At 67.0% G+C, this 15899-nt stretch carries 16 protein-coding genes; 5 read left to right on the plus strand and 11 right to left on the minus strand.

The window, feature by feature from the left end; all coding sequences use genetic code 11:
- The first annotated feature begins 109 nt into the window (after positions 1-109).
- Positions 110-1039: a substrate-binding domain-containing protein gene (locus PMI02_RS16310; protein WP_007684823.1), complete on the plus strand. Its 930-nt coding sequence runs from the start codon at positions 110-112 to the stop codon at positions 1037-1039.
- Here PMI02_RS16310 and PMI02_RS16315 read toward each other — a convergent pair.
- Together PMI02_RS16315 and PMI02_RS25965 are read right to left on the minus strand one after the other, a co-directional pair.
- Complete coding sequence (locus PMI02_RS16315; RefSeq protein WP_007684824.1) at positions 1032-2303, minus strand: MFS transporter; 1272 nt, start codon at positions 2301-2303, stop codon at positions 1032-1034. The genes PMI02_RS16310 and PMI02_RS16315 overlap by 8 nt on opposite strands.
- Before the next feature lie 109 nt (positions 2304-2412).
- Positions 2413-2898 (minus strand): VOC family protein, encoded by a 486-nt coding sequence (locus PMI02_RS25965; RefSeq protein ID WP_007684825.1) that lies wholly within the window; start codon positions 2896-2898, stop codon positions 2413-2415.
- Between the two features lie 192 nt (positions 2899-3090).
- Between PMI02_RS25965 and PMI02_RS16325 the strand changes: the two genes are divergently transcribed.
- Positions 3091-4014, plus strand: a complete 924-nt coding sequence (locus PMI02_RS16325) for a GGDEF domain-containing protein (protein WP_007684826.1) — start codon at positions 3091-3093, stop codon at positions 4012-4014.
- Positions 4015-4019: 5 nt separating this feature from the next.
- On the opposite strand, the gene PMI02_RS16330 is transcribed toward PMI02_RS16325, so the two are convergent.
- Positions 4020-4826 carry an SDR family NAD(P)-dependent oxidoreductase gene (locus tag PMI02_RS16330; protein ID WP_007684827.1) on the minus strand — a complete coding sequence of 269 codons (807 nt, stop codon included), beginning with the start codon at positions 4824-4826 and terminating at the stop codon, positions 4020-4022.
- Between the two features lie 103 nt (positions 4827-4929).
- On the opposite strand from PMI02_RS16330, the gene PMI02_RS16335 reads away from it, so the two are divergent.
- Positions 4930-6183 (plus strand): CaiB/BaiF CoA-transferase family protein, encoded by a 1254-nt coding sequence (locus tag PMI02_RS16335; protein ID WP_007684828.1) that lies wholly within the window; start codon positions 4930-4932, stop codon positions 6181-6183.
- A gap of 244 nt (positions 6184-6427) precedes the next feature.
- Here the strand turns inward: PMI02_RS16335 and dnaN are convergent, their stop codons facing one another.
- The 5 genes from dnaN to PMI02_RS16360 all read right to left on the minus strand — a co-directional run bounded on the left by dnaN (position 6428) and on the right by PMI02_RS16360 (position 10881).
- Positions 6428-7546, minus strand: coding sequence for a DNA polymerase III subunit beta (gene dnaN, locus PMI02_RS16340; protein ID WP_007684829.1), 1119 nt, complete (start codon positions 7544-7546; stop codon positions 6428-6430).
- A gap of 185 nt (positions 7547-7731) precedes the next feature.
- Positions 7732-8496 carry a 3-oxoacyl-[acyl-carrier-protein] reductase gene (gene fabG, locus PMI02_RS16345; RefSeq protein ID WP_007684830.1) on the minus strand — a complete coding sequence of 255 codons (765 nt, stop codon included), beginning with the start codon at positions 8494-8496 and terminating at the stop codon, positions 7732-7734.
- 62 nt (positions 8497-8558) lie between these two features.
- On the minus strand, positions 8559-8951 hold the full coding sequence (locus tag PMI02_RS16350) for a GxxExxY protein (RefSeq protein ID WP_007684831.1): 393 nt from the start codon (positions 8949-8951) through the stop codon (positions 8559-8561).
- Between the two features lie 68 nt (positions 8952-9019).
- On the minus strand, positions 9020-9955 hold the full coding sequence (gene fabD, locus PMI02_RS16355; RefSeq protein ID WP_007684832.1) for an ACP S-malonyltransferase: 936 nt from the start codon (positions 9953-9955) through the stop codon (positions 9020-9022).
- A 116-nt stretch (positions 9956-10071) separates the two neighbouring features.
- Positions 10072-10881: an LD-carboxypeptidase gene (locus PMI02_RS16360; RefSeq protein ID WP_007684833.1), complete on the minus strand. Its 810-nt coding sequence runs from the start codon at positions 10879-10881 to the stop codon at positions 10072-10074.
- A 136-nt stretch (positions 10882-11017) separates the two neighbouring features.
- Here PMI02_RS16360 and PMI02_RS16365 point away from each other — a divergent pair, with 136 nt between their 5' ends.
- Entirely contained in the window at positions 11018-12442 is a 1425-nt protein-coding gene (locus tag PMI02_RS16365; RefSeq protein ID WP_036504211.1) for a Mur ligase family protein, read from the plus strand.
- Between the two features lie 237 nt (positions 12443-12679).
- On the opposite strand, the gene PMI02_RS16370 is transcribed toward PMI02_RS16365, so the two are convergent.
- The gene (locus tag PMI02_RS16370) at positions 12680-13624 is read right to left on the minus strand and encodes a DUF808 domain-containing protein (RefSeq protein WP_007684835.1); all 945 of its coding nucleotides are present in this window, start codon (positions 13622-13624) and stop codon (positions 12680-12682) included.
- Positions 13625-13799: 175 nt separating this feature from the next.
- Between PMI02_RS16370 and PMI02_RS16375 the strand changes: the two genes are divergently transcribed.
- The gene (locus PMI02_RS16375) at positions 13800-14624 is read left to right on the plus strand and encodes a flagellin (RefSeq protein ID WP_007684836.1); all 825 of its coding nucleotides are present in this window, start codon (positions 13800-13802) and stop codon (positions 14622-14624) included.
- Positions 14625-15008: 384 nt separating this feature from the next.
- Here PMI02_RS16375 and PMI02_RS16380 read toward each other — a convergent pair whose 3' ends face one another.
- Entirely contained in the window at positions 15009-15407 is a 399-nt protein-coding gene (locus PMI02_RS16380) for a nuclear transport factor 2 family protein (protein WP_007684839.1), read from the minus strand.
- Positions 15404-15814, minus strand: coding sequence for a nuclear transport factor 2 family protein (locus PMI02_RS16385; protein ID WP_007684840.1), 411 nt, complete (start codon positions 15812-15814; stop codon positions 15404-15406). Before PMI02_RS16385 ends, PMI02_RS16380 begins: the two co-directional genes overlap by 4 nt.
- Positions 15815-15899: the final 85 nt, after the last annotated feature.

Consider the following 15899-nt stretch of genomic DNA (forward strand, 5'->3'; position numbering starts at 1 on the left):
CTCCGTTTCGGATGAGACTGAGGTTGGTGAGCCTCGCCGGTACGCCGAAGATCGTCAGATGTCCCCTACCGATGCACCCCCTCGAACAGATGAAGCCGCAACCGCCGGCATGGACCGGCGCTCGGCAGTGCCCGACCGCCGCAGGGCGGGCGCATCGCTGATCGAGCGCGCCGGCTTCACGCCGGATGCGCCCCCTCCGAAGCCGGCAGTACGCCACAACCCCGTGCTGGCGCTGGTTCACGATGGCAGCGATTCGGGTATCCTCGGCACCGTGGAGGCCGGAATGGCCGAGACCCTGGGAGGCGGAGACTTGCTGCTCGCCCTCCACTCGCTCCCCGCAGGCGATGCCACCGCGCTGCGCGAATTCCTTCGCCGCCATCGTCCCGCGGGCGTGGTGCTGCTTCCTCCGCTCGCCGAACGCGAGGACCTCGTGCGCCTCTGCGCCGAGGCCCGCGTCCGCTGCACCCGCCTCGGCCCGGCAAGAGAGGGCGCGGCCCCCGGCCAGCCCGCCATCGCCGTGGACGAGCGCCGCGCCGCCCGCGATCTCGTAGGGTGGCTCGTCGCACAGGGCCACGCGCGGATCGGGTTCGTCGCCGGCCCCGACGGCTCGCTGAGCGCACAGCAGCGCGAACTCGGATATCTCGACGCCATGGCCGAGGCCGGTCTCGACCGCGGTCCGGCGCTGATCGTGCAGGGCGACAACTCGTTCGACTCCGGCATCGAAGCTGGGCGCCTGCTGTTGGAAATCAGCCCTCGTCCCACAGCCATTTGCGCCTCCAATGACGAGATGGCTACCGGCGTCCTGCATGCCGCCGCGCAGATGCGCCTCGCAGTCCCGGCGGACCTGTCGGTCGCCGGGCTCGACGACGGACCGCTATCCGCCCGCATCCTGCCCGCGCTGACGACGATGCACATTCCGTGGGGTCTCATGGGCCGCGAAGCCGCTCGGAGGATGACGGCGCGCGGCGCGGCGGGAGCACCGGAAACGGCCTTCGTCGCCCGGCTGATCGTCCGCGATTCGGTTCAGACCCTCACTTGAACACCGCGTCCGTGTCCTTGCTCCAGTTCGGATAGGCGGGCAGCCCGAGCAGGAGCCAGGCGCTCACCAGTGTAAGGACCACTCCCGCCCATAGCCCCGGCGCGTAGCTGCCCCATACATCGAAGATGAGCCCGCCCAGCACCGGGCCGAGCCCCGATCCTGCGGCGATCAGGCTGGCCATCAGCCCGAAGATCGAGCCAAACTTGCGCATGCCCGTGTACGCGGCGGTCAGGTAGCCCACGAGCTGCAGCTTGGTCCCGCTGGCATAACCGTTGATCACCAGCGCGGTGACGATGGCCCATGTCGGTGCGTGAGGCATGACCAGGATCAGGAACGTGATCGCCGTCGCGCCTATGGTCAGCCCCCCGACCCAGCGCGCTGGGTAGCGGTCGAGAAGCCAGCCCGTGACGAGCTTCCCGGCGATGCCCGCCAGCCCCGCGGGCAGCGCATAGAACGCCGCCGCCTGCGCGCTCACCCCCGACCCGGTAAGGATGCGGAACTGGTGGACGACCAGTCCGATGGTGACCATCATCACGAGGAAGGTGGAGATGGCTATCCGTATGATCGCCGGGTCGCGCAGCGCTTCAGCCACCGTGAGGCCCGGGACGTCGAGAAGCGGGCCCGGTCCATTGGACGGCCCTGCCGCCTCCCGCGCTTTGCGGCTGATCTCGTAACCGTCGCGCAACCAGAAGAAACACATGAGGACCGCAAGCGATCCCCATCCCACAGCCAGCCAGACGAAAGCCATGCGCCAGCCATGCATGCGGATGAGGTATTCGGTGATGACGGGTGTAAAGGCTTGCGCGATCGCCGCACCCGACAACACCAGCCCAAGGGCGAGCCCTCGTCCTGCCTCGAAAGTGCTGTTGGCCGACGCCGTCCACACCGTCGACTTCGTCATCAGCGCCGCGAGCGCATAGGCGGTCCAGATCGCAAACCACTGCCACACGGCGCCGTCGAGCAGGCTCAGCGCGGCGATGACGCCGGCCATCAGGACAAGACCCGGGATCGCCATGCGGCGCACGCCCCACTTGTCGATGAACACCCCGAACAGCGGCGAGAACAGGAAAGTCAGCAGCGCCGTGATCGATACACCGGAGGAGGCCAGCGCAATGCTCCACCCGAATTCGCGGCTGATCGGGCCGATGAACAGCCCCGTCCCGGCGGTGACGACAGAGGTAAACGAGAATCCGATCGCCGCCGCCAGAATCATTTTCCAGTGGCGGCGGAATTCCTGGCCTGCGGTCAGCGTGTCGTCGCCCACGGCGATGCTCTCCCCTGCGCGCCGGATTTTCGGCGTCGCGGCGAGTGTGGCCTTGGCATCCGCACCCGGCAATCCCGGCGAGCCGACGCCGCCGGGGCGATGTGCCCCTTCAGAGCGCGGGCGCCCGCTCGCGCAGTTCCTCGAGCGTGAAGCCGTTCGCGGGAGCGCATTCCTGCACTTCGATCACGTTGCCTTCCGGATCGTAGCCGTAGAGCGTTCGAACATGCCCGACATCGACGAATTCGCGGTCGTTGAACGTCATACCGCAGGCTTCGAGGTGCGTGATGTCGACCGCAATGTCGGTAACGTCGATGCAGAAGTGAGTGTAACCGCGATCGTTGGGCCTGAGCGGGCGTTCCAAATCGGACGGCGGCGCGGTGTACTCGAACATTTCGATGTAGCATGACCCCGCGCGAAGCATGCAGCCCTTCGCCGCCGATCCCGGAACATCCACGATCCGGTCCATGACCGGCTCGTCGGCCCATGCGAAGCCCTCTTCATCCACCGGTTCGAAGCCCAGCGCCTCGCAGTAGAACCGCTTCATCCGCGCGAGGTCCCGGCAGTTCATGCCGATGTGATGGATACCGCGGATCATGATGCTCTCCCTCGTCTTCTTTGCGGCAGATTATCCTCGGCGACCGCGGCCATGGCAACCGCCCATCCTTGACCATGCCGGCCAAAACTGGCGCTGCATTACAATGCAGTTTCATTAGCAGAGCGTTTACTCTATCCACCTAAGTACCTACGAATTCATCGGATTGGCGGTGAAAGAAGCCAGGGGTCCGAATTGTACCTGCAGCCCGACCGGCAACAGACGGGCATCCGGCCCCTGACCGACGGCGGCCTCGTTTCGCAGGCAGCGGCGCTGGTCGGCTTGAGCGCGTGGAGGTGCAATCTGGACACCGAGGCGCTCGAATGGAGCGAGGGCGTGTTCGAGATTTTCGGCCTCGACCGAGATGCCTATTTCGAGCGCCGGGACACCGTCGAACTCTACTGCGAGGAATCGCGCGAGACGATGCAGCGCCTGCGCCGGAATGCGATCGAGGCGCGTTCGGGGTTCTCCATGGAAGCGCAGATCAGGCAGCCGGGCGGTGCGCTGCGCTGGATGCGCCTCGCTGCGACGACGCGGGTGGAGAACGGGCGCGCGGTGCAGATCTACGGCATGAAGCAGGACATCACGCAGGACCGCCTGCGCTGGGAGCAACTTCGCCGCCTCGCAGAGAACGATCCGCTCACCGGGCTGGGCAATCGCGCACGCTTCCAGTCGGAGTTCCTGGACCTGCCTGCCGGATCGGATCGGCTGTCACGGATTGGCGCTCTCGCGATCTTCGACCTCAACAATTTCAAGGACATCAACGATCGCTGGGGCCATGCCGCCGGGGATGCCTGCATCGCCCGCTTCGGCCAGCGCCTCGCTGCCGCGTTCCCCCATGCCCTGCTAATCGCCCGCATCGGCGGTGACGAATTCGCAATGCTGCTGCCCGACAGCCTGCCGGCCCTCGCGGCGGAAAGCGCGGTGCGGCGACGCCTCGGCAGTCTCGTCGGCCGCGTTGACTGGCATGGCACCGCTATCCCGGTCGGCGTCAGCGTCGGCCTTGCTTTCGCGGGCGACGCCCGCCGACGCTCGCCGGAAGACATGTTCGCAGCGGCCGACCTTGCTCTTTACGCCGCGAAGAAGAGCGGCAGCAACGCGGTACGCGTTGCCGCCTGAACTCCTTACTCCGCCGGCTCGACCCAGGTCGTGCGGGTCACGCGGGGCGAAAGATACTTGGTCGCAGTCCAGCCGCCATCGACGACGATCGACTGACCGTTGATCATCTCGCTCCCTGGCAGGCACAGGAAGGCGATGACCGAGGCGATATCCTCGGGGAGCGCGAGACGCGGATAGGGCGTGGTCTCGACGTTGGCGCGCTTGAAGCCCTCGTCCTCGAAGCGGTGGCGGACCATGTCGGTCATCGTCACGCCGGGCGCCACGCAGTTCGAGCGGATGCCGCGCGGGCCATATTCGCAGGCCATGTGTTCGGTGAGCGACTTGAGCCCGCCCTTGGCCGCCGAATAGGCGCCGCCGCGCCGGCCGCCGATGTGCGCGAACGTGCTCGTCACGTTGACGACGCTCGCGCCCTCCCTGAGGTGCGGGATCACGTCGCGGCAGAGGCGGAACGGGGCGACCAACATAATGTCGAGGAAACCGTCGAGCGTCTCGTCGTCGGTTTCGTCGAGCGGCTTGGGGCTGCCGACACCGGCGTTGTTCACCAGCGCGTCGATGCGGCCGAAGCGCGCCAGCGTCTGCTCGACGATCGACTTCGGCGCAGCCGGATCGGTCAGGTCCGCGCTGATCGCCAGGACGTGCTCGGGATTGCCGATCGCGGCTTCGAGCGTCGCCAGCTTGTCCTTGCTGCGCCCGACGCCGACGATGGCGAAGCCTTCGCCATGCAGGATCTTCGCGGTTTCGAGGCCGATGCCGCTACCTGCTCCCGTGATGATCGCTACCTTCACCGGGCTTACCTCCAAATTGATTGCCATGTCTGCCGCCGTGGTAGCCGCGAGGTCCGGAACCGTCGAACCGCCCGGGCGGTATTGGCTCGGCCCGTCTTTGCCCCCGCCCCTGCGCTGGCTAGTCAGGGCCATGACCACCGAGACCTCGACCCCTAAAGCCGCCCTCCAGGGCATCCGCGTGATCGACATGAGCCGCGTCTTCGCGGCACCCGTGGGCGCCCAGATCCTCGGCGATCTCGGCGCCGACGTCATCAAGATCGAGCGTCCGGGCGTTGGCGACGACGGGCGCGGCTACGGCTTTTCGTGGGTGCCGGGCAAGGACGGCATCGAGACGCGGCATTCCAGCTTCTTCACCGTTTCGAACCGCAACAAGCGCTCGATCACCCTCAACCATTCCAAGCCCGAGGGGCAGGAAATCCTGCGCGAGCTGGTGAAGACCGCCGACGTGCTGATCGAGAACTACAAGGTCGGCGACCTCAAGCGCTTCGGGCTCGACTACGAGACGCTGAAGGCCATCAATCCGCGGCTCATCTACTGCTCGGTCACGGGCTTCGGTCAGACCGGACCGATGGCCGCGCTGCCCGGCTACGACGGGCTGTTCCAGGCGACCGGGGGCATGATGGCGGTCACCGGCATTCCCGAGGGCCAGCCCGGCTCCGGCCCGCTCAAGACCGGGCCCAGCCTCGTCGATTTCGTGACCGGCCACAACACCGCGCTCGCGATCCTCGGCGCGCTGATGCACCGCCACACGACCGGCGAGGGCCAGTACATCGACATCGCCCTGCTCGACAGTTCGGTGGCGATGGTCAGCCACATCATGCAGGACTACCTCATCAGCGGCCAGGCCCCTCCCCGCCTCGGCAACGGCGGCAACGGCGGCGGACCTGCCGACCTCATCTATTGCTCCGACGGCATCATCTACCTGACCGCGGGCACCGACGAGCATTGGCGCCGCCTGACGGTGCTGATGGAGCAGCCCGAACTTAACGAGGACCCGCGCTTCGACACCAACCTCAAGCGCGGCAAGACCAGCCGGGCCGAACTGATGGAGATCATCAACACCTGGAGCCGCCAGTTCACCACCGACGAGGTCCAGGCCAAGCTCGACGGCGCGGGCATTCCGGCGGCGCGCTACAACGAACTTGCCGACGTCTGGGAGGACCCGCAGGTCCAGCATCGCGGCCTTCGCGCCACCACGCCCCACGCCTATGCCGCCAGCGGTTCGGTCGACCTGATCGCCAGCCCGCTCGCCAAGATGTCGGCGAGCCCGGCGACGATCCGCATGGCCCCGCCGATGCTGGGCGAGCACACGGATGAGATTCTCGCCGAACTCGGCTACGACGAAGCGAAGATCGCGGCGCTGAAGGAATCCAAGGCAATCTGAGCGAGTGACAGGAATTTAATCCCAGCGCTTGGCCGGGAGAGCTGGGCGCGGGGGTTTAGTTGATGAAATGCACGCGCGGGGCGCCTTTCCCTGTAAGGGAAAGCGGGCGCCGGAACGACGATTTGAAAGAACCGGCGCGAAGGTAGCAGCGTCCGGCGATGTAGGAAAATCGCCGGCAGCGGCGCCAACGAAAAAGGCCGGGGCAATCGCCCCGGCCTTTTCGTTCAGCCCGCGCTCGTCCAGGTCAGACGCGCATCGGCATTAGCACGTAGAGTGCGGGGCTCTTTTCGTCCTGGCGGATCAGGGTCGGCGCCGCAGCGTCGGCGAGGTGGAGTTCCACCGTGTCGCCTTCGATCTGGCCGAGGATGTCCTTGAGATAGTTGGCGTTGAAGCCGATCTCGAAGCCTTCAGAGCTGTAGTCCGCCGGCACTTCCTCGGCCGCCGTGCCGTTGTCCGGCGAGGTGACAGACAGCGTCACGCGGTCATGGTCGAGCGCCATCTTGACCGCGCGGGTCTTCTCCGTGGCGATCGTCGCCACGCGGTCGACACCCTGGAAGAAGCTCTTGGGGTCTATCTTGAGCAGCTTGTCGTTCCCGGTCGGGATCACGCGGGTGTAGTCCGGGAACGTGCCGTCGATCAGCTTGCTGGTCAGCACCACGCCGTTCTCTCCGCCCAGCGTGAAGCGGATCTTGCTGGCGGAGAGGTCGACCAGCACGTTGGTGTCGAGCGCTTCTTCGAGCAGTTTGCGCAGTTCGCCCACGCACTTACGCGGCACGATCACGTCGGGCATGCCCTGCGAGCCGTCGGGACGGGCGAGCGTGAAGCGTGCGAGGCGGTGCCCGTCGGTGGCGGCGGCCTTCAGTTCCTCGTCGCTGACGTGGAGGAAGATGCCGTTGAGGTAGTAGCGCGTTTCCTCGGTCGAGATCGCGAAGCGGGTCCGGTCGATCAGCTGGCCCAGCGTCGCCGCCGGGATTTCGAAGCTGGTCGGCAGTTCGCCCTCGGCGATCATCGGGAAATCGTCGCGCGGCAGCGTCGGCAGCTGGAAGCGGCTGCGACCGGCCTTGACCACCATACGGTTGTCGGCTGCGTCGAGGCTGACCTGGCTGCCTTCGGGCAGCTTGCGGGCGATGTCGTAGAGCAGGTGCGCGGACACGGTGATCGCGCCCGCCTGCTCGACCGAGACGGCACCGAGCGATTCAACGACCTGCAGGTCGAGGTCGGTCGCCATGATGCGCAGGGACCCGCCGGCGGAAGCCTCGATCAGTACGTTCGACAGGATCGGGATGGTATTGCGGCGCTCGACGATGGACTGCACGTGCGACAGGCAGCGCAGAAGCGTGGAGCGTTCGATCGTGGCCTTCATGACAGCCTCAGGTCCCCCTTGGTCGGCCTTGGGTTCGGAACAACCCGAATTTCAGGACGACTATCTCTAGCGCCAGACGGCAGAGCGGCAAGCATGAACTACGCGGAAAACCGCGAATCTGGGGATAAATCGGGGGTTTGAGCCCAGACGCGGGAGAGAGCGGCGCCCTCCCCCTCGCCCCACCCTCAGATCATCACCATGCCGCCGTTGACGTGGATCGTCTGGCCGGTGACGTAGCCGGCTTCCTTGCTGGCGAGGAATACGGCGGCCGAGGCGATGTCCTCGCCCTCGCCCATGCGGCCCATCGGGATGCGGCCGTTGAGCGCGTCCTTCTGGGCGTCGGGCAGGACGTCGGTCATGGCGGTGCGGATGAAGCCCGGCGCGACGCAGTTCACCGTCACGCCGCGCGTGGCCAGTTCCTGCGCGAGGCTCTTGGACATGGCGGTGATGCCGCCCTTGGCCGCGCAGTAGTTCATCTGGCCGGGGTTGCCGGTGGTGCCGACCACCGAGGTCACGTTGATGATGCGTCCGAAACGGGCCTTCATCATCGGCTTGGCGACGGCGCGCATCAGGCGGAAGGTCGATTCGAGGTTCACGCGGATCACCGCGTCCCACTCCTCGTCCTTCATGCGCATCGCGAGGTTGTCGCGCGTGATGCCGGCGTTGTTGATCAGGATGTCGATCTTGCCCAGCGATTCGAGCGCGGCGGGCACCAGCTTCTCGACCTGCTCGGCGTCCGAGAGGTTGCAGGCGATGGCGACGTGGTCGACCTCCTGCGGCGCCTGCGGGCTGTGCTCGTCCAGCTCGTCGCGGAAGGCGCGCAGCTTGTCGGCATTGGAACCCGAGATCGCGAGGCGCGCCCCCTGCGCCGCCAGCGCGCGGGCCACCGCCGACCCGATCCCCCCGCTCGCGCCGGTCACCAGGGCAGTCATTCCGTGAAGGTCGAACATGAGAGGTAGCTCCGTGATGCCTTTTGAAAGGGTTCGCGCAAAGGCGCAAAGGCGCAAAGGCCCTAGCGGAGGGGGCGGTGGTTGTTTGCCAATCGCCGGATCCCTTCCTTCATCGTTTCACCCGAGAAGTTGAGAAGCAGCCCTAAGGGCTGATCAAGCAAACGCAAGTACGTGAGAACTTGCTTGGCATGAACACCGGACAGCTTTTCCACCGACTTGATCTCGACGACCAGGCGGTCCTCGATCAGCAAATCGACTCGAAATGCGCCTTGAAACCGCATGCCATCGAATGTGATGTCGACCGGCCTTTGCCGGTCGACCTTGTAACCCCGCCTCGCCAGATCGGCCGCCAGCACGGTTTCATAGACGCTTTCGAGCAGTCCAGGGCCGAGCCCCCGGTGGATGCGGATTGCGGCATCCACAACGTGAGCGCTGATCGCATCGACATCAACCAACGCGGCCCCCTTTGCGCCTTCGCGCCTTTGCGCGAACCTTTACTAACGCGACGGCCGGATGATGCGAATCAAAGAATTTTAATCAGTTCCTCGATCTCGCCCATCGTCGAGGCAGAGGTCACGTCCACGTCGCCGGCGGAGCGCTTGATCATGGGCCCGACGACCTTGCCGCCCAGTTCGACGAAGCGCTCGACGCCCGCCGCGTGCATCGCGATCGCGCTCTCGCGCCAGCGGACACGGCCGGTGACCTGCTCGACGAGCAGGCGCTGGACTTCGGCGGGGTCGGTGACGACGGCGGCGGTGACGTTGGCGAACAGGGCGACGCGCAGGGCGCCGGGGCGCGTGGCGTCGAGGGCTTCGGCCATGGCGTCGGCGGCGGGCTGCATCAGGGGGCAGTGGAACGGCGCGGACACGGGAAGCGCGATGCCGCGCTTGATGCCGAAGTCCTTGACCATGGCGATGGCGCGCTCGATCGCCTCGCGGTGGCCCGATAGCACGACCTGGCCGGGATCGTTGTCGTTGGCGACGGTGCAGACCTGACCTTCGGCGGCAGCCTCGGCAAGCGCTGTCGCCTTTTCGATGTCGGCGCCGAGCAGCGCGGCCATGGCGCCCACGCCGACCGGCACGGCAGCCTGCATCGATTCGCCGCGCAACTTCAGCAAGCGCGCGGTGTCGGCGAGGCTGAAGGCGCCCGCCGCGCAGAGCGCGGTGTACTCACCCAGCGAGTGGCCGGCGACGAAGTCCGCCTTGTCGGCGAGCGCGATGCCGCCTTCCTTCTCGAGCACGCGCAGCACCGCGATGGCGTTCGCCATGATCGCCGGCTGCGCGTTGGCGGTGAGCAGCAGCTCGTCCTCCGGGCCCTGCGTCATGATCTTGAAAAGGTGCTGGCCCAGAGCGTCGTCGACCTCTTGGAACACCTCGCGCGCGACGGCGCTGGCCTCGGCGAGTTCGGCTCCCATGCCGACCTTCTGGCTGCCCTGACCCGGGAAAACGAATGCACGCATCTTGCGACCGTCCTTGTTGCGCGGCGGTCGATGGATGACGGGCCGCTTGCGAATCGATTGTGGCGCGGGGGGTTATTGACCTTGGCCGGCAATCGCAAGTCCCGAGGGGGAATCCCTCAGCCGAAGGGGACGATCCGGTTGGCTGCGTCGTGGCCGATATCCGCCTCTCCCAGGAAGGCGATCGAGTGGCGGTCGCACCAGTGGCGGGCGATTTCCACGGCGTCGGCGCCGAACGGGCGGTCGTTCTCCGGCACGTCGCTGACGCGGCCGAGGCGCAGGCCGGCGATGCCGTTCAGGTGCGCGGTCGCGTGGAAGAACAGGCGGTCGACGGCGTAGAGGTATTCGGACACCTCCTCCACCATGACGACATGCCCGGCGAGGCCCGGCATCAGGCGCGTGCCGCCCAGCATCGCCAGCGTCGTCAGGTTGAACGCGACGACGGGATGACGCTCGCCCGCCAGCGAAGGTTCGAGGCCGTCGCGGCCGCCGGACAGAAAGCCGAGCGCGCGGCGCACCGCGTCCTCGCCGCCCGGGCGGCGGATGTCGGCGAGCATCGGGCCGTGGACCGCCTTGCCCATGCGTCCGCGGTATATGCCGCCGAGCAGATAGCCCGCGTCGGAATAGCCGAGGAAGGTCTTGGCCTGTGCGCCGTGGTGAAACGCGGCCAGCGCGTCTTCCGCGATGCGGCAGGCGCCGTAGCCACCGCGCGCGAACCAGACCGCGTCGAAGGACGGGTCGTTGGCGCACTCCACCAGCGCGGCGGTGCGCACCTCGTCGGAACCAGCGAAGTGCCCGGCAGTGGCGAAGCACTGGTCGTGTATTACGATCTCGGCGCCGGGAAACTCGGCGGCGGCCAGCGCGAGCACGCGCTCCGCGTCGTCGCGGGTGATCGGGGTGGACGGAGCGCAGACGGCGATGCGGGTCATGGGCCGGACGCTACCTCTCCCCGCCCTCCACGCGAAGGCGGAATCGACGGTTTTTCCACCGGTCCCGTGAAGCGCGGCCAACGCCCTCGCCGGCATGGAGGTTGTGTTTGCGGCTTCCGCGAAATACGTCCCGTCCATGACCGACGCGCCCCTGCCCTCTGGCTCCCTCACCGCCCATCCCTGGTTCTTCTGCGGCATCGGCGGCTCCGGCATGTTGCCGCTCGCGCTGATCCTCAAGGGCCACGGCGCGGCCATCGGCGGGTCGGACCGCAGCCGCGACCAGGGCCGCACGCCCGAGAAGTTCGCCTGGCTCGAAGCGCTGGGCTTCGACCTGCACCCGCAGGACGGCAGCGGCGTGGTTTCGGCCGAGCAGACCCTCGTCGCCTCCGCCGCCGTCGAGGACACCGTCCCCGAAGTGGTGCGCGCCGCCGAGCTGGGCTGCCCGCGCATGAGCCGCGCGCAGCTGCTCGCCGCACTGTTCAACGCCGCGCCGCTCGGCATTGCCATCGGCGGCACGTCGGGCAAGTCGACCGTCACCGGCATGACCGGCTGGATCATGACCGGGGCGGGCCGCGACCCGACGATCATGAACGGCGCGGTGATGAAGAACTTCGCAGGCCCCGAAGCCCCCTTCGCCAGCGCCCGCGTCGGTGAGGGCGACGCCTTCGTGTCGGAAGTGGACGAGAGCGACGGCTCGATCGCGCTTTACCGCCCCAAAGTGGCGGTGCTCGGCAACGTCAGCCTCGACCACAAGAGCCTCGAGGAACTGCGCGACCTCTTCGGTGATTTCCTCGCCCGCGCAGACGTTTCCGCCATCAACCTCGACGACGCCGAGACCGCTGCGCTCGCCGGACGTGCACGGGCGCTGGTGACCTTCGGGATCACCTCGGACGATGCGCAGATCGGCGCGGTGGACGTGGTCGAGGGGCCGACCTCCCTTGCCGCCACTGTGCTCGACCGGCGCAACGACACCTCTCATGCCCTGAACCTCAAGGTGCCGGGCCGCCACAACCTCTACAACGCGCTGGCCGCCATCGCCGCCGCCAATGCCGCCGGCGTGCCGGTCGCCGAGGCGGTCGAGGCGCTGGGCTCGTTTGCGGGGCTCGCGCGGCGGTTCGACATCGTCGGCACCTCGCCCGGCGGCGTGACGGTGATCGACGACTTCGGCCACAACCCCGACAAGGTCTCGGCGACGCTCGCCACCCTCAAGGCTCACCCCGGCCGCGTGATCGCGTTCTTCCAACCGCACGGCTACGGCCCGCTGCGGCAGATGGGAGCCGAACTCGCCGAGGTGTTCGCCCGCGAGCTGGGGCCGGACGACGTGACGGTGCTGTGCGATCCGGTCTACTTCGGCGGCACCGTCGACCGCAGCGAAGGCAGCGAGCGCATCGTGCGCCTGATCCGCGAGCATGGCGGCAAGGCGGAGTACATCCCTGCCCGCGCCGACTGCGGCACCTGGATCGCCCAGACCGCCCGCGTCGGCGACCGCGTGGTCGTCATGGGCGCGCGCGACGATACGCTGACGGTGTTCGCCAAGGACATTCTTGCAGCGCTGGCCTGAGAAAAAGGATCACGCGGAGACGCGGAGAAGAACAAGGTATGGCTCGCGCAAAGGCGCGAAGGCGCAAAGAGGTCGTGCGGTGCCGCAGGCAATCCTATGGGAGCGATGCCGGGGAATAGGCAGCGCCGGAATGGAAGGCGGCTTCGCCGCAACCGCGAGATTTTCGCGCCTTCGCGCCTTTGCGCGCCCTTTCTTTTTACTTCTCCGCGTCTCCGCGCCTCCGCGTGAACCAGTTCTTCAGTGCGCCTTGCCGCGTGCCTTGGCGACGAGGTGGACGACCACCGCCACGATCGCACCCAGCACCAGACCGACGATCGCCGAAGCTACCGCATAACCCAGCCAGCCCGCCACCGGGCCCAGCGGCCCGGTCGCCTCTGCCAGCGTATGCTCGAGGCCATGCGCGATGTGTGCCGGCCCCGGAACGCCCAGTTCCTCGAGCCCGTGCAGGATGATGCCGCCGCCCACCCACAGCATCGCTAGCGTACCGACGCTGCCGAGCAGGCTGAGCACCACAGGCATCGCCTTGAGCAAACCGCGCCCGGTCGCCTGCGCGGCCGCGCTCGGCTTCTGGGCGAGGTGCAGGCCGACGTCGTCCATCTTCACGATGAGCGCCACCGCGCCGTAGACCGCGACGGTGATGGCGATGCCCACCAGCGCCAGCGTGACGGCCTGCGTGACGATCGTCTCTTCGCTGACGGTGCCCAGCGCGATCGCCATGATCTCGGCGGATAGGATGAGGTCGGTGCGCACAGCACCGGAAACGCGGGTCTTCTCGAAGGTGGCGATGTCCTCGACCGGGTCCTCCAGCGTCTCGCCGTGCTTTTCGCCGCCCAGCTTCTCGATGATCTTCTCGGCGCCCTCGAACGCGAGGTAGAGCCCGCCCAGCATCAGGATCGGCGTGATCGCCTGCGGCAGGAAGGCGCTCAGCAGCAGCGCGATCGGCAGCAGGATCACCAGCTTGTTGAACAGCGAGCCCTTGGTGATCTTCCAGATGATCGGCAGTTCGCGGTCGGGCGTGAAGCCGGTCACGTAGCCGGGCGTCACCGCGGCATCGTCGATCACCACGCCGGCGGCCTTGGTGCCCGCCTTGGCGACCCCCATGCCGACGTCGTCGAGCGATGCGGCGGCGGCGCGGGCGATGACGGACACGTCGTCGAGCAGGGCGACAAGGCCGGAAGGCATCGGTAATCCTTTTGTTTGCAATCGCGAAGGGCGGTGGGGTCATGCGGGGGATTCAATGCGCGATCAAGCGAAAGCAGGTTCCGCTTAAATACTCACAGCCTCCGCCGTTCTCCTGGCCATACGAAGAAGGCGCCAGGATCGGGGCCTTCAAGCAGAAGGCCTACCGGGGAACACCATGTCAGTCATCAACACCAATATCAGCGCCATCCGCGCTTCGAATGCTTCGAATTCCGCCAACAAGATGCTCGGCACCGCGATGGAGCGCCTGTCGACCGGCAAGCGCATCAACTCCGCCAAGGACGACGCCGCGGGCCTTGCCATCTCGACCTCGATGACCTCGCAGATCCGCGGCATGAGCCAGGGCATCTGCAACGCCAACGACGGTATCTCGCTGGCCCAGACCGCCGAGGGTTCGCTTTCGGAGGTCAGCAACATGCTGCAGCGGGTGCGTGAACTGGCGATCCAGTCGGCCTCGGGCACCTACCAGACCTCCGACCGCGCTGCGATGCAGCAGGAAGTCACCGCCCTCACCTCGCAGATCAGCGACTCCCTGACGCAGACCAAGTTCAACGGCAACGCGCTGCTCTCGACCACTTCGGGCTCGGACCTCAGCTTCGACATCCAGACCGGCGCGAACTCGGGCGAGAAGGTCACGCTGACCTCGAAGGCCATCGACGGCACCAACCTCACCGCCTCGTCGCTCGACGTGACGGACTCGACCAAGGCCGCTACCACGCTGACCAAGGTCGATGCCGCGCTCAAGGACGTAAACGCCACCCGCGCCTCGCTCGGCGCCGGCCAGAACCGCCTCGAATCGGCGATCAACAACCTGACCAACAACGTCACCAACCTGTCCGACGCCCGCAGCCGCATCGAAGATGCCGACTACTCGACCGAAACGACGCAGATGGCGAAGGCCCAGATCCTCAGCCAGGCTTCGACGGCGATGCTGGCGCAGGCCAACCAGAGCCAGCAGAACGTCCTGTCGCTGCTGCGCTAATTCTACCGAATACCCTCACGGCCTCCCGTCCCCCGGAGGGCCCAGCCCGGCGGTCTGTCCCTTGACCGCCGGGCGTTTCGGTTTGTGCAGGTGCGCAAAACGCAAGTTGATGAAAGGCATGCGCGGCGCGGGCTTCCTTGAAGCTGCCGGGGCACGCTGCGAACGACGATGTGAAAGACCCGGCGAGAACCTATCAGCCTTCGGACGTGTAGGAAAATGCGCGGCTTTCAGACCATCAGATCGTCATCCCGGCGCAGGCCGGGGCCCAGCCCCGCAAACAAAGTCGCTTCGCGGCGATTTTCGTTAGCTGGGTCCCGGCCTGCGCCGGGATGACGGGTGGTGGAGGATCAGAGGCGGGCGAGAGGGTTACCCGGCCGGGCCATTCTACTCCTCGATGTTCATCACATAAGTCCGGCGCGCGAATGTCCAGCGGCCTTCATGACGCACCAGTTCGTCGTCGTAGCGGGCGGAAAGCTTGCTCACTTCGCCGCCCCGGCGGACGATCTCGCGGACGTGGCAGCGGGCGGTTGCGGTGTCGCCGGTGACCGCGATGGCGCCGGGCATGGCGAAGAACGCCAGCGCATCGACCGCACCGAAGATCATGTCCCAGGTCTGCGACAGCGCCTCGAGCCCGACGATATCGCCCTGCCGCATCGCCCAGACCGCATCCGGGGCCCAGCAGCCGAGCCACTGCGCCTTGTCGATGCGCGAGGCGGCGTCGGCATAGCATTCCATCAGCTCGCGAATCGCCATGCGGTCGGCTTGCGGCCCGGTGAAGGTCATTCGGGGAACTCGCCGATGGTCAGGGTGTAGTCGCGGCGGGCGAACTTCCATTCGCCGCCTTCGCGCACCAAGGCATCCTCGTAGCGGCCGCAGAGCTTGAAGATCGCGCCTTCCTTCGTCTGCACGACCTCGCGGGCATAGCTGCGCACGGCCGCGCCATCGCCCGCGATCTCCATCGAACCGATCTCGGCCATGAAGGCGACCGAGGCCCAGTCCTTCCACAGCCCATCCCAGGTCTCGGCGAGGGCTGCATGGCCGGCCGCGTCGAACAGGTGGCTGGTCCAGCGGCCGTCTTCAGTGAAAGTGGTGAGCCACAGCGCCCGGTCCCCGCGCCAGCTGGCGTCGGCATACGTGCCGTAAAGCTCGCGGATGGCGAGGCGGTCCTCGACCGGGCCGGTGAATGGCATCTGCGCTCTCCCTCTTGTTTTGCGAGGGATGGTGATGCGCAAGGGCGCGCGGGGCAAGCGTGGGGGGATCGCTGGCGCGCTAATA

The organism is Novosphingobium sp. AP12, assembly GCF_000281975.1.
In the GTDB taxonomy this organism is placed as follows: Bacteria; Pseudomonadota; Alphaproteobacteria; order Sphingomonadales; family Sphingomonadaceae; genus Novosphingobium.